Source organism: Arthrobacter sp. PvP103 (assembly GCF_017833075.1).
Lineage (GTDB): Bacteria > Actinomycetota > Actinomycetes > Actinomycetales > Micrococcaceae > Arthrobacter.
This window is the reverse complement of sequence record NZ_JAFIBQ010000001.1, coordinates 3,655,687-3,675,100: the sequence shown is the minus strand read 5'-3', so window position 1 is coordinate 3,675,100 and position 19,414 is coordinate 3,655,687. Positions and strand designations below refer to the sequence as shown.

General features: G+C 65.2%; 19 protein-coding genes. 11 read left to right on the top strand and 8 right to left on the bottom strand.

The features are described from left to right. Window positions 1-40: 40 nt before the first annotated feature. A complete protein-coding gene (gene glpX, locus JOE41_RS16955) occupies window positions 41-1,063 on the bottom strand; it encodes a class II fructose-bisphosphatase (RefSeq protein ID WP_175417425.1) in 1,023 nt (340 codons plus the stop codon). A 194-nt stretch (window positions 1,064-1,257) separates the two neighbouring features. On the opposite strand from glpX, the gene JOE41_RS16950 reads away from it, so the two are divergent. From JOE41_RS16950 to JOE41_RS16930, 5 genes are all read left to right on the top strand, one after another. Beyond that, window positions 1,258-1,965 carry a DUF4245 domain-containing protein gene (locus JOE41_RS16950; RefSeq protein WP_209753032.1) on the top strand — a complete coding sequence of 236 codons (708 nt, stop codon included), beginning with the start codon at window positions 1,258-1,260 and terminating at the stop codon, window positions 1,963-1,965. A gap of 9 nt (window positions 1,966-1,974) precedes the next feature. After that, a complete protein-coding gene (locus tag JOE41_RS16945; RefSeq protein WP_011691043.1) occupies window positions 1,975-2,589 on the top strand; it encodes a carbonic anhydrase in 615 nt (204 codons plus the stop codon). A gap of 88 nt (window positions 2,590-2,677) precedes the next feature. After that, window positions 2,678-4,099 (top strand): class II fumarate hydratase, encoded by a 1,422-nt coding sequence (locus tag JOE41_RS16940; protein ID WP_011691042.1) that lies wholly within the window; start codon window positions 2,678-2,680, stop codon window positions 4,097-4,099. A gap of 143 nt (window positions 4,100-4,242) precedes the next feature. After that, the gene (locus JOE41_RS16935) at window positions 4,243-4,908 is read left to right on the top strand and encodes a TetR/AcrR family transcriptional regulator (protein WP_209753031.1); all 666 of its coding nucleotides are present in this window, start codon (window positions 4,243-4,245) and stop codon (window positions 4,906-4,908) included. Continuing rightward, complete coding sequence (locus tag JOE41_RS16930; RefSeq protein ID WP_209753030.1) at window positions 4,905-6,521, top strand: MDR family MFS transporter; 1,617 nt, start codon at window positions 4,905-4,907, stop codon at window positions 6,519-6,521. Before JOE41_RS16935 ends, JOE41_RS16930 begins: the two co-directional genes overlap by 4 nt. 7 nt (window positions 6,522-6,528) lie before the next feature. Here JOE41_RS16930 and JOE41_RS16925 read toward each other — a convergent pair whose 3' ends face one another. Together JOE41_RS16925 and JOE41_RS16920 are read right to left on the bottom strand one after the other, a co-directional pair. Beyond that, window positions 6,529-6,999, bottom strand: coding sequence for an NUDIX domain-containing protein (locus JOE41_RS16925; RefSeq protein ID WP_011691039.1), 471 nt, complete (start codon window positions 6,997-6,999; stop codon window positions 6,529-6,531). A 63-nt stretch (window positions 7,000-7,062) separates the two neighbouring features. After that, window positions 7,063-7,623, bottom strand: coding sequence for an A24 family peptidase (locus JOE41_RS16920; protein WP_209753029.1), 561 nt, complete (start codon window positions 7,621-7,623; stop codon window positions 7,063-7,065). A gap of 58 nt (window positions 7,624-7,681) precedes the next feature. Here JOE41_RS16920 and JOE41_RS16915 point away from each other — a divergent pair, with 58 nt between their 5' ends. The 5 genes from JOE41_RS16915 to lepB all read left to right on the top strand — a co-directional run bounded on the left by JOE41_RS16915 (window position 7,682) and on the right by lepB (window position 11,981). Next, the gene (locus JOE41_RS16915) at window positions 7,682-8,515 is read left to right on the top strand and encodes a hypothetical protein (RefSeq protein ID WP_209753028.1); all 834 of its coding nucleotides are present in this window, start codon (window positions 7,682-7,684) and stop codon (window positions 8,513-8,515) included. A gap of 36 nt (window positions 8,516-8,551) precedes the next feature. Beyond that, entirely contained in the window at window positions 8,552-9,196 is a 645-nt protein-coding gene (locus JOE41_RS16910; protein WP_209753027.1) for a GNAT family N-acetyltransferase, read from the top strand. A gap of 75 nt (window positions 9,197-9,271) precedes the next feature. Further along, complete coding sequence (locus JOE41_RS16905; RefSeq protein WP_209753026.1) at window positions 9,272-9,802, top strand: hypothetical protein; 531 nt, start codon at window positions 9,272-9,274, stop codon at window positions 9,800-9,802. Window positions 9,803-9,879: 77 nt separating this feature from the next. Next, window positions 9,880-11,484, top strand: a complete 1,605-nt coding sequence (locus JOE41_RS16900) for a multicopper oxidase family protein (RefSeq protein ID WP_209753025.1) — start codon at window positions 9,880-9,882, stop codon at window positions 11,482-11,484. 11 nt (window positions 11,485-11,495) lie between these two features. Beyond that, on the top strand, window positions 11,496-11,981 hold the full coding sequence (gene lepB / locus JOE41_RS16895) for a signal peptidase I (RefSeq protein WP_209753024.1): 486 nt from the start codon (window positions 11,496-11,498) through the stop codon (window positions 11,979-11,981). A 67-nt stretch (window positions 11,982-12,048) separates the two neighbouring features. Here the strand turns inward: lepB and JOE41_RS16890 are convergent, their stop codons facing one another. Further along, window positions 12,049-13,491, bottom strand: coding sequence for a PhoH family protein (locus tag JOE41_RS16890; RefSeq protein ID WP_011691035.1), 1,443 nt, complete (start codon window positions 13,489-13,491; stop codon window positions 12,049-12,051). Window positions 13,492-13,790: 299 nt separating this feature from the next. After that, window positions 13,791-14,552, bottom strand: coding sequence for an isoprenyl transferase (locus JOE41_RS16885; protein ID WP_011691034.1), 762 nt, complete (start codon window positions 14,550-14,552; stop codon window positions 13,791-13,793). A gap of 212 nt (window positions 14,553-14,764) precedes the next feature. Between JOE41_RS16885 and JOE41_RS16880 the strand changes: the two genes are divergently transcribed. Further along, the gene (locus JOE41_RS16880; protein WP_198011573.1) at window positions 14,765-15,436 is read left to right on the top strand and encodes a hemolysin III family protein; all 672 of its coding nucleotides are present in this window, start codon (window positions 14,765-14,767) and stop codon (window positions 15,434-15,436) included. Between the two features lie 318 nt (window positions 15,437-15,754). Here the strand turns inward: JOE41_RS16880 and JOE41_RS16875 are convergent, their stop codons facing one another. The 3 genes from JOE41_RS16875 to mca form a co-directional block, all read right to left on the bottom strand. Then, entirely contained in the window at window positions 15,755-18,007 is a 2,253-nt protein-coding gene (locus JOE41_RS16875) for a thioredoxin domain-containing protein (RefSeq protein ID WP_209753670.1), read from the bottom strand. After that, window positions 17,985-18,368 carry a hypothetical protein gene (locus tag JOE41_RS16870; protein ID WP_209753023.1) on the bottom strand — a complete coding sequence of 128 codons (384 nt, stop codon included), beginning with the start codon at window positions 18,366-18,368 and terminating at the stop codon, window positions 17,985-17,987. Before JOE41_RS16870 ends, JOE41_RS16875 begins: the two co-directional genes overlap by 23 nt. 66 nt (window positions 18,369-18,434) lie before the next feature. Continuing rightward, window positions 18,435-19,340, bottom strand: coding sequence for a mycothiol conjugate amidase Mca (mca, locus tag JOE41_RS16865; RefSeq protein WP_011691030.1), 906 nt, complete (start codon window positions 19,338-19,340; stop codon window positions 18,435-18,437). Between the last annotated feature and the right edge of the window lie 74 nt (window positions 19,341-19,414).

The window sequence follows — 19,414 nt, the reverse complement described above, 5'->3', positions numbered from 1 at the left end:
CTGCCAGTTTGCGCTGAATAGAAGCGGGTGACTCGGGTGACTAGCTCTTGCGGGCGTAGCCTTCCCACTTGCTGGCCTGGTGCTCGCCGTCCACAAAGCGGATGGTCCCGGACTTGGACCGCATAACGATCGACTGGGTCAGAACCTTGTCTTTGGAGTAGCGCACGCCCTTGAGCAGGTCGCCGTCAGTGATGCCCGTGGCCGCGAAGTAGCAGTTGTCGCTGGAGACCAGGTCGTTGGTGGAAAGAACACGCTCAAGGTCGTGCCCGGCGTCGATGGCCTTCTGCTTCTCGTCGTCGCTGGTGGGCCAGAGGCGGCCCTGGATGACGCCGCCGAGGGACTTGATGGCGCACGCGGCGACGATGCCTTCCGGCGTGCCTCCAATGCCCATGAGCGCGTCAACGCCGGTGCCGGAGCGGGCGGCGGCGATGGCCCCGGCAACGTCGCCGTCCATGATGAACTTGGTCCGGGCACCGGCTTCGCGGATTTCCTCCACGAGGGGACGGTGGCGGTCCCGGTCCAGGATCATGACGTTCAGCTGGTTGACCTTTACACCCTTCGCCTTGGCGATTAGGTGCAGGTTCTGCTTGACCGGCAGGCGCAGGTCAACCATGTCCGCAGCTTCCGGGCCCGTGACGAGCTTCTCCATGTAGAACACGGCGGAGGGGTCGAACATGGAGCCGCGTTCGGCGACAGCGAGAACGGCGAGGGCGTTGTTGATGCCCAGTGCGGTCAGGCGGGTTCCGTCAATGGGGTCGACGGCGACATCGCACTCGGGACCGGTGCCGTCACCGACGTGCTCGCCATTGAAAAGCATGGGAGCTTCATCCTTCTCGCCTTCGCCGATTACCACAACACCGTTGAAGTGGACGGTCTGCAGGAAGGAGCGCATGGCGTCGACTGCTGCGCCGTCAGCCTTGTTCTTGTCGCCGAATCCAACCCAGTGGCCGCCGGCAATCGCCGCGGCTTCGGTGACGCGGACAAGTTCCAGGGCAAGGTTACGGTCCGGTTCGTCAATGCCTACGGCAAGCGACGGCGAAATTGTGGAGTACTGCTGGGTCATAGGCGTTGGTGACACGTGAACCTCTTCTTCGAGTGGCGATCATTGAACCCGTACGGCCGGTCTGAGTCCGTCACGGTGATTCCTCTGCTACTGATCATAGTCGCGGCAGCATCAGAAGGTCATGGGATGACCACCCCGTGAAACACGGCTTTTCCTCACCGGCTGAACGGCAGGAATGTGAGAACGGCATTCAGATGCGCGACTATAGAAGCGTGAGCGAAACGCAGGACAAGTCCACCTTCAACAACCAGACGGCCGGCCCGGGCTCCCCCGCCAGCTCCGAGGGCACACCGGATGCACCGGTGGTTAAGCCCGTTATCCGCGCGGCTGCGGCGAAAAGGGCCAACGCCTCCGTGATCGGAATGATGATCGCACTGGTGGTGAGCGTCGCCGCGTTTCTGCCCATCGTGTTGATGAATCCCTCGCCGAAGTCAGACGGCTACCGGCCGAACGTCAATGTGAGCGCGGTGGCGCAAAACGCCGCCGGTGTGGCGGGATTCACACCCGTGACGCCCGAGGCCGGCGACACATTCAGGCCGAATTACGCCCGCTGGGAGTCCGGGACCGGCAGCGGCGTGCCAACGTGGGAGGTCGGATACCTCACGCCGAAGGAGTCATTCATCGGTTTGGTCCAGACCGCCCGGGCGAACCCGACATGGCTGCTCCAGCAGACCAAGAATGCCCCCGTGACCGGAAGCCGCAATGCCGGCGGCCTGGACTGGGAACTCCGCGACACAGGCAAGGGCGAGCGAAGCATGGTCCTCGCCCACAAGGGCACCACCGTTGTGTTGACCGGCACAGCCCAACTTGACGAGTTCGCCGTGCTGGCGGACGCCGTCGTGAAGTCCCTGGAAAGTAATCCGGCCGCAACGGTTTCCCCTTCAGCCGCTCCTTCGCCGTAAAGTGGCCCCGTGGCTACTTACTTGACTCCAGCTCTGGCATGGCGGCGACTGCGCGAAGGAAACGAGCGCTTTGTCGCCGGAGAATCTTCGCACCCCAACCAGGACGCATCGCGCCGGTCCTCGCTCGTGGAGAACCAACACCCGTTCGCGGTCATTTTCGGCTGCTCGGACTCGAGGCTCGCGGCTGAGATCATCTTCGACCTCGGGCTGGGCGACGCCTTTGTTGTCCGCACCGCCGGCCAGGTCATCGACGACGCCGTGCTGGGCTCGCTGGAGTACAGCATCGGTGTGCTCGGTGTGCCGCTGATCGTGATCCTGGGCCATGACAGCTGCGGCGCGGTCAGCGCCACGAAGGACGCCGTCGAGACGGGCCAGATGCCGGCGGGATTCATCCGCGACCTCGTGGAGCGCATCACGCCGTCGGTGCTGACCTCCCTGCGCAACAACGAAACCGAAGTCAACGACATGGTGGTGGAGCACGTGAAGCAGACCTCGCAGCGGCTCGTGGACAGCTCCCGTGTGATTTCGAACGCCATCGAAACCGGACGCGCAGCCGTGATCGGCCTCTCCTACAGCCTCAAAGAGGGCCGGGCGGACCTCGTTTCGGGGATCGGCGAACTCTAAGGCACTTGCCCGGTCCGCGGACGCTGTGGGCCCGACGCAAGCGGTTCACGGTTTTCGATGCAGCCGCCAATCGCCCTAAGCTAGCCCCATGACTTCCACTGAAGAATTCCGCATTGAACATGACACGATGGGCGAAGTCCGCGTCCCCGTGAACGCCCTGTACCGTGCCCAGACGCAGCGTGCAGTTGAAAACTTCCCCATTTCCGGCAAGACCCTGGAACGCGCGCACATCGAAGCCCTTGCCCGGGTGAAGAAGGCTGCCGCCCAGGCCAACGCAGAACTTGGAGTGCTCGACGGCGAGCTGGCCAAGGCGATCGCGGATGCCGCCGATGAGGTTGCTGCCGGGAAGTACGACGGCGACTTCCCGATCGACGTCTTCCAGACCGGCTCCGGCACGTCCTCCAACATGAACACCAACGAGGTCATCGCGGAGCTTGCCTCCCGCGCCCTCAAGGCTGCCGGCAGCGACAAGGTTGTCCACCCGAACGACCACGTCAACGCCTCGCAGTCCTCCAACGATGTCTTCCCGACGTCCGTACACGTGGCCGCCACGTCGGCGCTGATCAACGACCTCATCCCGGCCCTCGGCTACCTGGCCGACTCCCTGGACCGCAAGTCCGTCGAGTTCAAGGACGTCGTGAAGTCCGGCCGCACGCACCTCATGGATGCCACCCCGGTGACCCTGGGCCAGGAATTCGGCGGCTACGCCGCACAGGTCCGCTACGGCATCGAGCGCATCAACGCCTCGCTTCCCCGCGTGGCTGAAGTTCCCCTCGGCGGAACCGCTGTGGGCACCGGCATCAACACGCCGGCAGGCTTCCCGGAGCGCGTCATCGAACTGCTCGCCACCGACACCGGCCTTCCCCTGACCGAAGCACGCGACCACTTCGAAGCACAGGCCAACCGCGACGGCCTCATCGAAGCCTCCAGCCAGCTGCGCAACATCGCGATCTCCTTCATGAAGATCAACAACGACCTCCGCTGGATGGGCTCCGGCCCCAACACCGGCCTCGGCGAAATCGCCATCCCGGACCTGCAGCCCGGTTCCTCGATCATGCCGGGCAAGGTCAACCCCGTCATTTGCGAAGCATCCATCATGGTCTGCGCGCAGGTCATCGGTAACGACACCGCCATCGCCTGGTCAGGAACCAACGGCGCCTTCGAGCTGAACGTCGGCATCCCCGTCATGGCCGCCAACCTCCTTGAGTCCGTGCGTCTGCTGGCCAACACTAGCCGCGTCATGGCCGACAAGATGATCGACGGCATCACCGCCAACGTCGAGCGCGCCCGCTTCCTCGCCGAGGCTTCGCCCTCCATCGTCACCCCGCTGAACAAGTTCATCGGCTACGAGAACGCCGCCAAGATCGCCAAGAAGGCCGTCGCCGAGGGCCTCACCATCCGTGAGACCGTCGTCGCCATGGGCTTCCTGGAGCGCGGCGAACTGACCGAAGAGCAGCTGGACACCGCCCTCGACGTTATGTCGATGACGCGCCCGCCGCACAAGGCATAAGTCCCCACCGGCCTAAGTACGACGGCGGCCGCCCACCTTCCCGGCGAAGGCGGGCGGCCGCCGTCGTTTAAGCGAGCCGTGGCCGGAGGGTCCATTCGCGGCTAAAATTGCACTAATTATAAATTGATGCAAAAATTTACTTTGTGAATAATAGTGCAATAAGCGACGGCGGGCTCCGCGAGCGCAAGCGGGCCGCCACCCGGGCGGCGATCACCGCCGTCGCACGCAAGCTGACCGCCGCACGCGGCCTGAACGGGTACACGGTGGAGGAAGTCTGCAGCGAAGCGGGCATTTCGCGCCGCACCTTCTTCAATTACTTTCCGGCCAAAGAGGACGCCATCATCGGCCACGCGGCCGACGAGCTTCCCCACGATGTCATCGACGAGTTCATCGCCGGCGGCCAGTCATCACCGCCAGGCATCATCTCCCCCACACTCCTACAGGACTTGGTCACCCTTTCCTTGAAGCTGTCCGAGAACATGGCCGCTTCCGAGGAGGACACCCGCCAGCTGATCGGCGTCATCAAGAAGGAGCCCCAGCTAATCCTGCGGATCATCGGGGCCACCGAGCAGCGCGAGGCAGAATTCGCCAAAGACGTCGCCCTCCGCGAAGGCGTTGCGCCGGACCACCCTGTGGTCCAAATGGCCGTTGTCCTGCTGGGCACTATCGCCCGCAAGACCAGCATGGTCTATTTCTCCGAGGGCAACACCCGCCCCTACCGGGAGCTGCTGCTGGAGAACATCTCGGCCGCCCGCCGGCTTTTTTCCCAGGAATTTCAAGAACCCGCCCCCGCAGAAGGACACCCATGAGCACCGCCGTCACTTCCAGGCCAGCAGCCGGGCCGCTGCTGCTGACCCAGAAACGCATCTGGATCATTTTTTCCGCCCTCATCGCCGGCATGCTGCTTTCCAGCCTTGACCAGACCATCGTCTCCACTGCCATGCCCACCATCGTGGGGAAGCTCGGCGGAGTGGAACACCAGGCGTGGATCACCACCGCCTATCTGCTGGCCACCACCATCGTGATGCCCATCTACGGCAAGTTCGGCGACGTGCTGGGCCGCCGAAACCTGTTCCTCGTGGCCATCGCCCTGTTTACCCTCGCTTCCGTCGGCTGCGCCTTCGCCACCGATTTCTGGGGCTTCGTGGTCTTCCGAGCCATCCAGGGCCTGGGCGGAGGCGGACTAATGATCCTCTCCCAGGCCATCATCGCGGACATCGTTCCCGCCAAAGACCGCGGCAAGTACATGGGTCCGCTGGGCGCCATCTTCGGCCTCTCCGCCGTCGCCGGCCCGCTGCTGGGCGGTTACTTCGTGGACCACCTCACCTGGGAATGGGCCTTCTACATCAACATCCCCATCGGCATTGCGGCCTTCGCCATTGCGTGGTTCACACTGACCCTGCCGAACAAGAAGGCCGAGAAGCGGATCGACGTCCTGGGCGTCCTGCTGCTCTCCGCAGCCACCACCTGCCTGATCCTCTTCACCGATTTCGGCGGCAAGAAGGACGAAGGCTGGGATTCGCCGCTGACCTGGGCATTTGGAGCCGGACTGGTTCTTGCCGCCGCCGCGTTCGTCATGGTGGAACGCCGGGCCGAGGACCCGATCATCCCACTGGGGCTGTTCAAGAACCGGATCTTCGTGAATTCCACAGCCATCGGCTTCACCCTGGGGCTGGGAATGTTCGCTGCCATCGCTTTCGTTCCCACGTTCCTGCAGATGTCCTCCGGCACCTCCGCCGCCGAATCCGGGCTGCTGATGCTTCCGATGATGGTGGGCCTGATGGGCATGGCCATCTACTCCGGCGTCCGGATCTCGAAGACCGGCAAGTACAAGATGTTCCCCATCGTGGGCGCCGCCCTCACCATGGGCGCCATGCTCTGGCTGACCACGCTGACGGCCGACACCCCCATCTGGGTCATCTGCGTCCAGCTGTTCGTGTTCGGCGCCGGCCTGGGCTCCATCATGCAGGTCATCGTCCTGGTGGTGCAGAACTCCGTGCCCGCGGAACAGATCGGGACGGCCACCAGCACCAACAACTACTTCCGCGAAGTGGGCGCGTCCCTTGGCGTGGCCGTGTTCGGCTCCATCTTCACCTCACGGCTGGCAGAGGCCCTGACCAATGCCTTCACCGGGGCCGGGGCCTCAGCCGACCAGGCCGCCCGGTCCACCCGGACCCTGGACCCGCAGGCCCTGAGCCAGCTCCCGGAACAGCTCCGGGACGCCATTGTGAACGCCTATGCCGATTCGCTGGCGCCGGTATTCTGGTACCTGCTGCCGTTCCTGGGCATCGCATTGGTCCTCGCACTGACGCTGAAGCAGATCCCGCTGTCCGACACCGCCGGAATGGTGGCCCGGGGCGAGGCTGTGGGCGGCGAAGAGGCGGAACGCCTTGAGGCCGAACGCCAGTCCGCGTCCGCCTAGGAGGCTCCTAGGGTTCGTAGTGGACGGCGTCCTCGGGCAACAGCGCCCGCCGGATGCACTCGCGGTCCCCTGGCCGGAGTTCCGGAAGCCCGTCCAGGGGAAACCAGTCCACGGCCAGGGATTCGTCGTCGTTCACACGTGCTTCGCCGGAGACGTGGCGGCAGCGGAACACAATATCCAGGAAGTCGCATACATCCCCGTTGGGAAAGGTGACCGGCCCCACGACGCCGACTGAAACCATGCGTTCCGTTTCCGCCACGACCGCTGTCTCCTCGAAAATTTCCCGCACGAGTCCCGGGGCCGGATGCTCTCCCGGCTCCAGCATCCCGGAGATCAGCGCCCACCTGCCGTTGTCGGAGCGCTGGCCCAGCAGGACGTGGCCGTCGTCGTTGAAGACCACCCCGCGTACGGCGGGAATCCACAACGGATCATGGCCGATTTTTTCGCGGAGCTTGATGATGAAGTCGGGTGCTGCCATGGCTTCAGCCTAGCGGGATCCGGCGGTCGGATCAGCGCAAGTGCACGACGCCGATTTACGCCGTCAGCCCGCAGGCAGGAGCAGCATGGCCACGGCCGAGCCCGCCAGCATGAAGGGGCCGAACGGGATGTCCGATTTGAGGGTGCCGCGGCGGGCAGCGAGCAGGCCCAGGCTCCAGAGACCGCCCAGGAGGAAGGCTGCGAAGGTCCCGGCGAACACGTGGCCCCAGCCGAGGTAACCGAGGTACAGTCCCAGCACACCGGCGAGTTTCACGTCGCCGAATCCCATTCCCGGCGGATAAACCATGCGCAGGATGAAGTAGAAGAGCCACAGCACCGCTCCCCCGGCGAGGATGCGTACACCCGGCAGCCCGAAGAGCCGGGCGGCGCCGTCGGGCACTGCCTCGGCGTCCGCGCCGGCCACCAGGACGGTGGCAACCGCAGCCAGCAGGAGCAAACCGCCCACCGCGTAGGACGGGAACACAATCCTGTTCGGCAGCAGGTGGTGCCTGACGTCGATGACCGTGAGCCGCACGGCCATCACGCCGAAGTAGGCGCAGGCTGCCAACACCAGCCAGAAGGCCAGCGGGGTGGATTCCCAAAGTTCGCCCAGTCGTTGGATCACCCTCGGATGCTACTGGATTTTCCCGCTCGGCCGCTGAGCCCGCGCGTAAACTGTGGATATGTCGACATGGGACGCGAGGCGCCAGGGGGAAGCCGGTCAGCGGAACAAGCCGGCGGACATGGCCATGACGTTCCGGAATCTGTGCCGGTCCTCGCCCTGGAAGTGGCAAAGCCTCCGTTTCGAGTATGTGGACCGCGCCGCGGCGGACTCCCCGAACCTGGACCCCACTGGCACGGACGCCGAAAACCCGGACCCCGACAATACAGTGCAAGCCTGGCTGCGCCGGCCCGGCGCCCTCCGCCTTGAATCCGCGGCCGGCGTGGTACTGCACAGCACCACGGGCATCAACGACTCCAGGGACGGCTTCTACGTCAGCTCCACCAGGAAGTCGTGGCTCCTGCCTCCGCAGCTGGTCACCCCCGTGTATGACGACGGCGGACTGGTCCGGCGCCGCCCGGAGGCCGCCTACGGCGAACCGTGCTTTGGAAACGGCCGCTTTGCCGCGGCTTTGGACCCGGTGGAACTCGCCGGCAATGCCCCCGTACCCATCGAATTCCCTAACACCAACGCCGTGGAGCTCGGCCCCATCACCGCCGTGGACCATCAGGGCCGCCCCGCTCTGGAAGCCGTCGTGACTCCCAATGCCGCCTACCGGCCGACGGACCCCTTGGCGCCGTTGTGCGGACCGGGGCGGAACCTGATCAGGATCGACGTCGGAACCGGAGTCTGCGTCTCAAGCCGCTCGCTGGATAACGAATCGAGGGGTTCCGGGCACTGGCTCCGGATCCTGGCAGTGGACGAGTACATGCTCGATGACCTGTTCCTGGCCGAATCGATGAACTTGACCGATGTGCGCCGCCACATCACCTGGGACATTTCCCGGGGCGCGTGACTGGCTGCCCGCGGGTCCCCCGGCTAAGCTTCCCTGATGACTGAGCCCGCGACCTTCTGGCCCCCGTTCGCCCTCACCCTGGCGACGCCCCGCCTCACCCTCCGTCCCATCCGGGACGAAGAGATCCCGGCGGCGGTACAGGCGGCCCTGAGCGGCGTCCACGAGCCCGGCCAAAGCCCTTTCAGCCGGCCCTGGGCAGAGTCCCCGGCAGAGGAGCTCGGACCGAACATGGCGCAATGGTACTGGCGCTGCCGGGGCGGAGTGACCCCGGAAGCCTGGACGCTCCTGCTCGGCATCTGGCATGACGGCGGGTTCATCGGCTGCCAGGACATCGAGGCCAGGGACTTCGCGACGCTCAGGACGGTCTCCACCGGCTCCTGGCTCAGGAAGTCCGTGCAGGGCCGGGGCTTCGGCAAGGAGATGCGGGCCGCCGTCGTCAGCTACGCCTTCGACCACCTGAAGGCTGAAGTGGCCGAATCCGAGGCCGCGGCCTGGAATGAAAAGTCCCTGGGCGTATCCCGCGCCCTCGGCTACGAGCTGAACGGCGTCGCCCGGGCCTCCTGGGGCGGCAAGGTGCAGGAAGTGCAAAAGGTCCGGCTCACCCCGGCCACCTTCAAACGCCCCGACTGGTCGCTGAAAGTGGAGGGCCACGAAGCCACGGCAAAGTTCCTCGGACTCTAGGCGGAACCAGCTACAGCGATTCCGCCTCCCCGACGGGCCAAGGCTTTCCCAAGCCTGCCGGGCTTGAATGGCGACATGACCAAGACCGTAATCGAGGCCCGGGCCCAGGCTCCAAAGACCAGGGCACGGCGGATGCTCATTCCCGCTGCCCTCCTATGCTCCATTGGTATTGCCTTGGCGTACCTATTCCTGACGGCGACACCGCTCCCGAGTGTTCCTCTCGGTGCCGCGGCGTCCATCCCCGGCGGCATGGCAAGCATCAGCGGCATAGTTCCGTTGGAGGTCGATGACTGGGAACCACCCGGGGACGATGACTTCCTCGACGCCAGTCCGCCGGCAGGGAGCCACCGCGTGAAGATCATAGTGCGGATCACGGCCCTGGAAGAGGATGGTGTCCAATTCCATACCGGCGATTTCATGGTGACCGGCTTGGGTTCCACCGGCGTGGATCCGGTGTGGAGTTCAATTGGGGCAGCCCGGCTGGGCCAGGGCGAATCCGTGGCCGAGACCCTTGTATTCGAAGTGCCGGACAAAGCCGTAGCGCTGGTCCTGGAAGGACCGGGAGACGCACGGCTGTCCTTGGGCCTGGCACATCACACGGGCTAGGCCGCACCGAAGGTTTTCCCAAGCTCGTTGGGTCACTCTAACGGAACACAAAGGCGGCATAGAGAAAGCTGACTATCATGGCCATTTCACGGAGGCAGGCGCTCATTCTTGGCGGAATTGGAATCGTCGGGGCAGGCATTGTGACGGTCCCCATTTCGGGCGTCAGCGCCAAATCTGCCAGCAAGCTCAGTGACAGCGATATGCCGCGGCCTTACAGGACGCCGCTGACGCTTGCCCCGCCGCTCTCTTTCCAGACGACCGTTGACGCCAACGGCGTCAAAACGCAGCACTACACCCTGACGCAACGGCTGGCCACCGCGCAAATCCTCGCCCGACTGCGCACGCCAATCCTGGGCTACAACGGCATCTTCCCCGGACCCACTATCCGCATTGACAAGGACACCCGGGCGGTCGTCCATCTCAGGAACCAACTGCCGGCCAAGCACCCAAAGCTGGGCTACGCACTACCGACATCAACCCACTTGCATGGCTCTGCCTCGCTTCCCCAGTTCGACGGCTACGCCAATGACCTCACGCTGCCGGGGTTCTACAAGGACTATCAGTATCCGAACTTCCAGCCGGCCAGATCGCTCTGGTACCACGACCACTCGGTCCACTTCACCGCCCAGAACGTTTATTCGGGGCTCGCCGGCCAGTACCTCATCTCCGATCCGGTAGAGAAGGGCCTGCTCCCCCAGGGCGCCTTTGACGTTCCGCTGACAGTAAGCGACGCCATGTTCGCGGCTGATGGCACCCTGGGGTTCGACGATCGCCAGCACTCAGGCCTTTGGGGCGACGTCATTCTGGTTAACGGAAAGCCCTGGCCCGTTATGAAGGTTCAGAGGAGGATCTACCGTTTCCGGATCCTCAATGCCTCGGTCTCGCGTTCCTACCGCTTCACGCTTAGTACCGGCGACCCGGTCACCGTGGTGGCCACCGATGCCGGCCTGATGCCCGCGGCACAGACGGTCGGGTCCTGGCGCCACGCAGGTGCCGAACGCTACGAGGTCCTCATAGATTTCCGCAAGTACGCCGCAGGAACGCGAGTAGAGCTCCGGAACCTCTCCAACGACAACAACCGGGATTTCGACAACACCGGCAAGATCATGGCGTTCGACGTCGTTGCCGATGCCGTCAACACTGCCGACCCCACCTGGAACAAAATTCCGACCACGCTTGCATCGAGCCATCCGATGGACCTCACCTCCGCAGCTGCAACCAAAACACGCAAGTTCAAGATCAAGCACGATGACGTTACGAACATCTGGACCATTGACGATCTGACCTGGGAGGAAGTCATCGCGAGCGGTTTCAAGCGGGTGATGGCCGATCCTGCGCTGGACACAGTGGAAATCTGGGAACTCCAGAACAGCTCCGATGGCTGGTTTCACCCCATGCATTTGCACCTCGTGGACTTCCAGATCCTCAGCCGCAACGGACAGCCTCCGTTTCCCTACGAAAAGGGCCCAAAGGACGTCGTGTATGTCGGGGAACGGGAGACTGTCAGGTTGCTGGTACACTTCGGACCGCACCGGGGCCGTTACATGGTCCATTGCCATAACCTCACCCACGAGGACCACGCCATGATGCTGCAGTTCAGGGTGGGGCTGGGTCCCGACGAGGCCGATCCCAATGATCCGATCACGTCCTCGCCAGCGGTCTGGGATCCGGTTCAGGGCTAGGCGCGGTAAGGATGAACCGGCGGACGCTGGCCGGGGCCGGAGCATGCCTCGGGGTGCTGCTGGCGGCCCGTCTCTGGGTCCTCGAACCGGTCATGGTGAGCTCAGACAGTATGGAGCCCACCGTCAAGGCCGGTAGCCTGGTCTGGCTGAACAAGGCCGCCCCCCGCTTCGGCGGATTTCACACCGGGCAGCTGGTCATGTTCAGCGGGCCGGACGACGACCAGGTGTTCAACGACGGCATGCTGCTCAAACGCGTCGTGGCGCTCGAAGGACAGGAGGTCTCTATGCGTGACGGCGTCCTGTTCGTGGACGGGGCGCCTGTTACGGAACGGTTCGTGGACCAACGGACCATCGATGGCGTCTTCTTCGGGACACTGACAGTTCCCGCGGACCACCTCTTCGTGCTGGGTGACAACCGCGAAACGTCAATCGACTCCCGTCACATCGGCGCAATCCCCGCCTCAGACGTCCTAGGGACGGTGGTGGGAGCCGGATGATCGAATACGACGGCGAAGGGCCGCGGCCCGGGACACCCGGCCACGGCCCTTTGCTAAGGCAGTTTGCCTAGATTTCCGCCCCCTCGAGCAGTTCCGTCACCAGGGCCGCGATCGGCGAGCGCTCGGACCGGGTGAGGGTGATGTGCCCGAAGAGCGGGTGTCCCTTGAGGGTTTCGACGACGGCGGCCACGCCGTCGTGCCGGCCGACCCGCAGGTTGTCGCGCTGGGCGACGTCGTGGGTCAGGACGATCTTCGAGTTCTGGCCGATCCGGCTCATCACGGTGAGGAGGACGTTCTTTTCCAGGGACTGCGCCTCGTCGACGATCACGAACGCGTCATGGAGCGAGCGGCCGCGGATGTGGGTCAGCGGCATCACTTCCAGCATGCCGCGGTCCATGACTTCCTCGACGACTTCCTGGCTGACCAGGGCGCCGAGGGTGTCGAAGACGGCCTGCGCCCAGGGGTTCATCTTCTCCGATTCGGAACCGGGCAGGTAGCCGAGCTCCTGGCCGCCCACTGCGTAGAGCGGCCGGAAGACAATGACCTTGCGGTGTTCGCGGCGTTCCAGCACGGCTTCGAGGCCCGCACAAAGAGCCAGCGCGGACTTTCCGGTGCCGGCACGGCCGCCGATCGACACGATGCCCACTGACGGATCCATCAGCATGTCGATGGCCAGCCGCTGTTCCGCGGAACGGCCGTGCAGTCCGAAGACGTCGCGGTCCCCCTTGACCAGCCGGACCTGTTTGTCGGCACCTACACGCCCCAGTGCTGAGCCCCGGTTTGAAAGCAGCACCAGTCCGGTGTTGACGGGCATCTCTGCCGCGGCCGGGATAAAGACGGGCTCGTGGCCGTAGAGCGTGGCGACGTCCTCCTCGCTGGCTTCCACCTCCGCCATCCCGGTCCAGCCGGAATCCTTCACCAGTTCGTTGCGGTACTCGTCTGCCAGCAGCCCCATGGCTGAGGCCTTGACGCGCATTGGCAGGTCCTTGGAGACCACAGTGACGTTGCGGCCCTCGTTGGCGAGGTTCTTCGCGACGGCGAGGATGCGGCTGTCGTTGTCCCCGCCGCGGAATCCCATGGGGAGCACTTCTGTGGAGATGTGGTTCATCTCCACCATGAGCGTGCCTCCGTCGTCACCCAGCGGGATCGGGCGGTCGAGACCGCCGTGCTGGACGCGGAGGTCGTCCAGGAGCCGGAGCGCCTTGCGGGCGAAGTATCCCAGTTCGGGGTCGTGCCTCTTGCCCTCAAGTTCCGTGATGACCACGATCGGCACAATGACTTCATGTTCCGCGAACCGCAGCAGGGCGCGGGGGTCCGAGAGCAATACCGAGGTGTCGATGACAAAGCTCCACAGGGTGTCATCTGTCGCGGCACTTTCGCCGGATACAGCAAGACCGGCCGCAGCGTCATAATTGGCTGCACCGGTCTGTGAGGTTGCTCGCTTGGCGCGAGAGGTAGCTTTCTCTCCCTGGTCGGAAATGACGTCGGGCAGTTGTTCAGAAATAGCCACATCGACTCCAGCCCCGGGGCGCACGCCCGGATATCTATAGGTGAGGCGGATCGGCCACGAGGCCGGTTCCGGCCTCCCATACATCCGGTGCGAAAATCCGCTCCATGTACTGGCCTCCCCGATTAGCCGGCAGTGTGCCTGCTAATGAGATCAACGTAATTCCCCGCCTCTTTGTTTCCCAAACTATTTCTCGGCGATTCTTGTTGCGAACACGTGAACTCCGCGTGAACCGGCCGGGAGCGGGCTCTGCCGGGCACGGATGTGCACCGGACGCCGGGCGCGGGCACCGGCGGCAGGTGTCAGGAGCCGAACCGCCGCTGCCGGCCTGCGTAGTCGCGTAATGCGCGCAGGAAGTCCACCTTGCGGAAGGCCGGCCAGAGCGCCTCGCAGAAGTAGAACTCGCTGTAGGCGCTCTGCCACATCAGGAAGCCGGACAGCCGCTGCTCCCCGGAAGTGCGGATCACCAGGTCCGGGTCCGGTTGGCCCCGGGTGTAAAGGAAACGCGAGATGTCGTCCACGCTGAGTTCGTCCGCGAGCTTGCCGATGTCTTTGCCACGGGCAACGGCGTCATGGAGGAGCTCCCTGACGGCGTCCACGATTTCGCGGCGTCCTCCGTAGCCCACGGCGACGTTGACGTGGAGTTTTTCGTGGGCCGGCGTCCGCGCCGTGAGCTTATTGAGACGCTCGGCGAGGTAATCGGGAAGCAACTCCGGAGCCCCCATGGCGTGCACGGAGATGTCTGCGTCCTCGTCCAGCCGGTCAAGTGTGTTGGCGATGATCCCCATCAGCAGGTCCAGCTCCTCACCGGAGCGGCTCATGTTGTCGGTAGAGAGCATGTAGAGCGTGACTACCTTGATGCCGAGTTCCTGGCACCAGCCGAGGAACTCATGGATTTTGTCGGCACCGGCCTGGTGTCCCTGGCTGGTGGGGGCGTTGAACTGTTTGGCCCAGCGGCGGTTGCCGTCCACCATTACGCCGATGTGTTTGGGGATGCGGTCCTTGTCCAGCGAGCGCAAGAGCTTGCGTTCATAGAAGCCATAGAGGATCCCGGGCAACTCCATCCGGAGACTCACCTGACTTCCTTGATGTATGACGGCAGTGCATTCCTAGGCTACCCGCCCACAACGGGGGCGGGGTGCAACAGGCCCTCGCAATTCAGCGCGAGCATTATTACTCACGGGTAACTTACTGGAACGTAGTTTATTCTTGAGCCATGGAAAGCAAATCTCCCCAGCCGGGCGCGGGAGCGGGCCGCGGCCGGAAATCAGGCCCCATGGACGATGCTGCAGTCCGCATCGCGGAGCTGCTGACGATCAAACCTAAATGGCGGGGGTGGATCCATACCGTCACGGCGCCGCTTGCTTTCGCCGCGGGGCTGGTCCTGATCCTGTTGGCACCCACCACCGACCTGAAAATCGCTTCCACCGTCTACGCAGTGACGGGTGTGCTGCTGTTCGGAATCAGCGCCGTGTACCACCGCGGGAACTGGTCCCCCGCCGTCAAGATCGTCCTGAAGCGCCTCGACCACACCAATATCATGCTGGTGATCGCCGGCAGCTACACTCCCTTGGCCTGGGCCCTGCTGGAACGGCCCAAGGCAGTGGTGCTGCTGTGGGTCATCTGGTCCGGCGCCATTCTGGGCGTGCTGTTCCGGCTGCTCTGGACTCATGCGCCGCGCTGGCTGTACGTGCCCATCTATATTGCCCTGGGCTGCGGTTCACTGTTCTACCTGCCGGACTTTTTTGCGGCCAGCATTGCTTCCGCTGTGCTGATCTGCGTGGGCGGCGCCTTGTACATCGCCGGCGCGGTGTTCTACGCGCTCAAAAAGCCGAACTTCAGCTACGAACATTTTGGCTTCCATGAGCTCTTCCACGCTTTCACCGTGTTCGCTTTTGCCGCGCACTTCGTCGCCATCGCCATAGCGGTCCTCAGCAGGCCGGCTTAACGCCAGCTGGCAGAACCCGCGGCAGGCCTTCCCAGTGTGCGCGCGGAGCGGCAATAAGGTCCGGAAGCTCCCTCATCTGCTGGAATACCGTGGTTCCCGGGCCCGCCAGCTTCGCAGCCGGCGTCACTCCCCCGCCAAAGGCGAGGCCCTGAAGATCCGTCCTTCAAACTGCTGAAGCAGCCCCGTCTGCCCGAGCGTCCGCCGCCCACCCTGATGGCAATGACTCGGAATCGACCAGGACGCCGTCGCAGGCGAAAATCACCAGTTCAAAGCGGCCCGGGTCCCGCGGAACACCGGACTCCGGATGCGGCAAAGACGTTATCCGGCCAGCGTAGCCAGTCGCTCCAGCAGTTCCGCCACGGAGGCCACCGGGCGTTCGCACACCATCCCGCGGCAGAGGTACACCTGCGGCGAGCCGTCCGGCGCCGCCGTCCTGCCCTCCAGCAGCGGCACGGCAGGTGGGGCGGCACCGGCCGCCGGGACCCCGGCGTCGGACGCAACCGCCACAACCAGGCCAGGGCTGGCGGACATCATGAGGGCGTGGTGGAGTTCCGCCCGCGCGGAATCGGCGGGTCCGACGACGGCGGCCTCCACGGGCCCTGCCAGCGCAGCCTGCGCCGTGGCCAGGAGCCAGCCTGCCGCCCGCGGCGCCCGGGTTGCCAGCGGCGGCAGCAGCGACAAGATGTTGCCGGCCATGACGCGATGGTCGCTGGAACCGGAAAGCGCGGCATGGCCCAGGAGGGCCCCGGCGAACGCGGCCGCGCCGCTTGGCGTGGCATTGTCGAAGGGTTCGAGGCCGGCCCGCTGCCCCTGGGCGTTGAATACCTGGGACGACTCTCCGGCAGTGTCCACGAGTGTTCCGTCCGCGGCGAACCGCCGGCAGGCAGCCTGCAGGATGTCTTCGGCGAGCCGGTACCACCGGTCACTTCCAGTCACTCCGTAAAGGGCCAGGAGCCCGTCCACGCAGAAGGCGTAGTCTTCGAGCAGGCCGCCGATACCCTTGGCACGGCTGCCGTGCGAAACCCGCACCAGGGTGCCGGGTTCCGTGCCCTGGTCCCCGGCGCGAGGCGGCTGCCAGTGGACGCGTTCAAGGTAGGCGGCAGTTCGCTCTGCAGCAGCGACGAGCCCGGGCCGGTCCAGGACGGCCCCTGCTTCAGCGAGCGCGGCGAGGGCCAGCCCGTTCCAGCCGGCCACGACCTTGTCGTCCCTGGCGGGCTGGGGACGCGCCGAACGCGCCGCCAGCAGACGCGGCCGCGCCCGATCCCACAGCTGCTGCCCGGCGTCGTCGGACCGGCGGCCCGGATGCAAGGGGGAAGCCGTCGGGGTCACGGTTCCCTCGGCACGGACATTCATCAGCCGCGCTACTGCAGGTCCGTCGTCCGGTCCCAGGACCTCCACCAGCTCCTCCGGTGTCCAGAGGTAGCTGGCGCCCTCGAGGTGCCGGCCGTCCACCACGGTGTCCGCGTCCAGCGAGGACGCGAAGGCCTCGACCTGCTCCGCTTTGGAACCCTGGTCCGGCCCCTCGTCCGGCTCCGCCGCGTAACCGGCAAGGCCCAACGAGGCGATCATCCAGTCCGCCGTGCGGGACGCGACGTCCGCCGCTTCCCCGGCGGTATATACGGCATCGCCCCCGAGTCGGACCCAGTGGACATAGGCGCGCAGCAGCTGGGCGTTGTCGTAGAGCATCTTTTCAAAGTGCGGAACGGACCAGTCGCGCGTCACGGAATACCGTGCAAATCCGCCGTCCAGCTGGTCGAACAGCGCGGACCGGGCCATCGCTGCCAGCGCCCTGCCGGCCATGTCCTTTGCCGCGTCGGCGGTTTCCGACGCAACTGCGGCGTGCCGGATCAGGAATTCCAATAGGGGCGACGGCGGGAATTTCGGCGCGGTGCCGAACCCGCCGTCGATCTGGTCTTCGGAGCGGGCCAGGACGCGGACCGCCCCGGAGAGCAGTGCGGCGTCCACCGGGTCCGGCACCCCGGCCAGCCGGACAGCGGCGGCAAGCTGAGTTTCGGCCATCCCGCGGGCCAAGGTCTCGGCGTTGTGTTCGACGGCCTCGCGCCGTTCCAGCCACGCTTCGCGGACCGCCTCGAGAACCTGGCGGAACGAGGGCCGGCCGGGCATGGGCCGTGGCGGGAAGTATGTTCCGGCATGGAAGGCGCGGCCGTCCGGCATAAGGAAGACCGACATCGGCCAGCCGCCCTCGCCGCTGATCGCCTGGGTCGCGGCCATGTAGACGGCGTCCACGTCCGGGCGCTCTTCCCTGTCCACCTTGATGGCCACGAAATTGGCATTCAGGAAGTCCGCGGTTTCCTGGTCTTCGAACGATTCGTGTGCCATCACGTGGCACCAGTGGCAGGCGGCGTAGCCGATAGACAGGAACACGGGGACGTCGCGCTCAGCTGCGAAACCGAAGGCTTCATCGCCGAACGGCCGCCAGTGCACGGGGTTGTTCGCGTGCTGCCTCAAGTAAGCCGATGGTTCGCCAGCCAGGGAGTTGGCTGCACCCGGCCAGGCTGCGCCGGGCCGGGAGCCGACAGGGCCGCCGTTAGCGCTGTCCGCGGCCTTCATCACCGTTGTGTTCCGTTCGGAGATCGGCGCCGCCCTGGCGTCCGCCGCGGGTGCCCGGCCCATGCGTGCCGGAATCCTCTGCATCCGGAGCCTGCGCAACCGGAGTGCCGGTTCCAGGCATGTCCTGGCTTCCGCCAGCAAGTGCGGCCAGACGCTCCTCCTCCACCTGGGCCCGGTAGCGGACCCGGCGGATGCGCCGCACCATGTCCACGATCAGCAGCGTGGTGGCCAGCACGAAGAACGCGGTCATGATGAAGCCCCACATACCCGGAGTCACCTGGTCTTCGGAGAGGCCCGGGCGCAGGGAGGGCGTGGGGCTGGGCGCCGGGGCCGTCGCGAGGGCAATGAGCAAGTGATGCACGGTTAAACCTTCTGTGGAACGTTTTGAGGGCTCTGACTTCTACAGGACATAGAAATGAGCCTGGTTCTATCTTAGCCCGGCGAAGAGATCCTTTTCCGGCAACTCCACCGGCACCCGTGACTGGATCAGGCTGTAGTCTTCCCAGGGCCAGGCGCGGCGCTGCATGTCCGGAGACACCGCGAAGAAGAAGCCCAGCGGATCCACCTGGGTGCGGTGGGCGCGGAGCGCGTCGTCCCTGGCTTCGAAATAGTCCCCGCACTCAATCTGGGTGGTGGTGGGGTGGGTCGGGGGCGGCGGTGTATGGCCTTCGGCATCAGCCTCGAGCCAGGCTGCCAGCCGTTCGGCGTAGGGCGACTGCAAGCCCGCCTCTTCAAGGGCAAAGTGCAGTGCGCGGAACCGGTCAGGGCTGAAGGCACGGTCGTAGTACAGCTTGCCAGGCGCCCAGGGTTCGCCGGCCCCCTGGTACCGTTCCGGATCGCCCGCGGCTTCGAAGGCCTCCACGGCCACCCGGTGGGCCATGATGTGGTCCGGGTGCGGATAGCCACCGTTCTCGTCGTAGCTCACGATCACGTGGGGCTTGAAGTCGCGCACCAGCCGGACCAGCGGAGCCGCAGCCACCTCCAGCGGCTGGAGGGCGAAGGAGCCCGGCGGCAGCGGCGGCAACGGGTCCCCTTCAGGCAGTCCTGAGTCCACGAAGCCCAGCCAGCGCTGGCGGATTCCCAGCACCTTGGCGGCATTGTCCATTTCGAGCCGCCGGGCGCCGGCCATGTCGCGCTTGGGGTGTGGCTCGTGCTCCATGGCAGGGTTCTGGATGTCGCCCCGCGACCCGTCGGTGCAAGTGGCCACCATGACGTCAACACCGGCCGCTGCGTACATCGCCATGGTGGCTGCGCCCTTGCTCGACTCGTCGTCAGGGTGAGCGTGGACTGCCAGCAGGCGGAGCGGTTTTGACTGGCTTGCAGACGCTGTCATCTGAAACGGCTCACTTTCTTCGAATTTTGGCGTTGCGGGTTCACGGCGGCAGGGACGCGGAAATATCCCGTTCG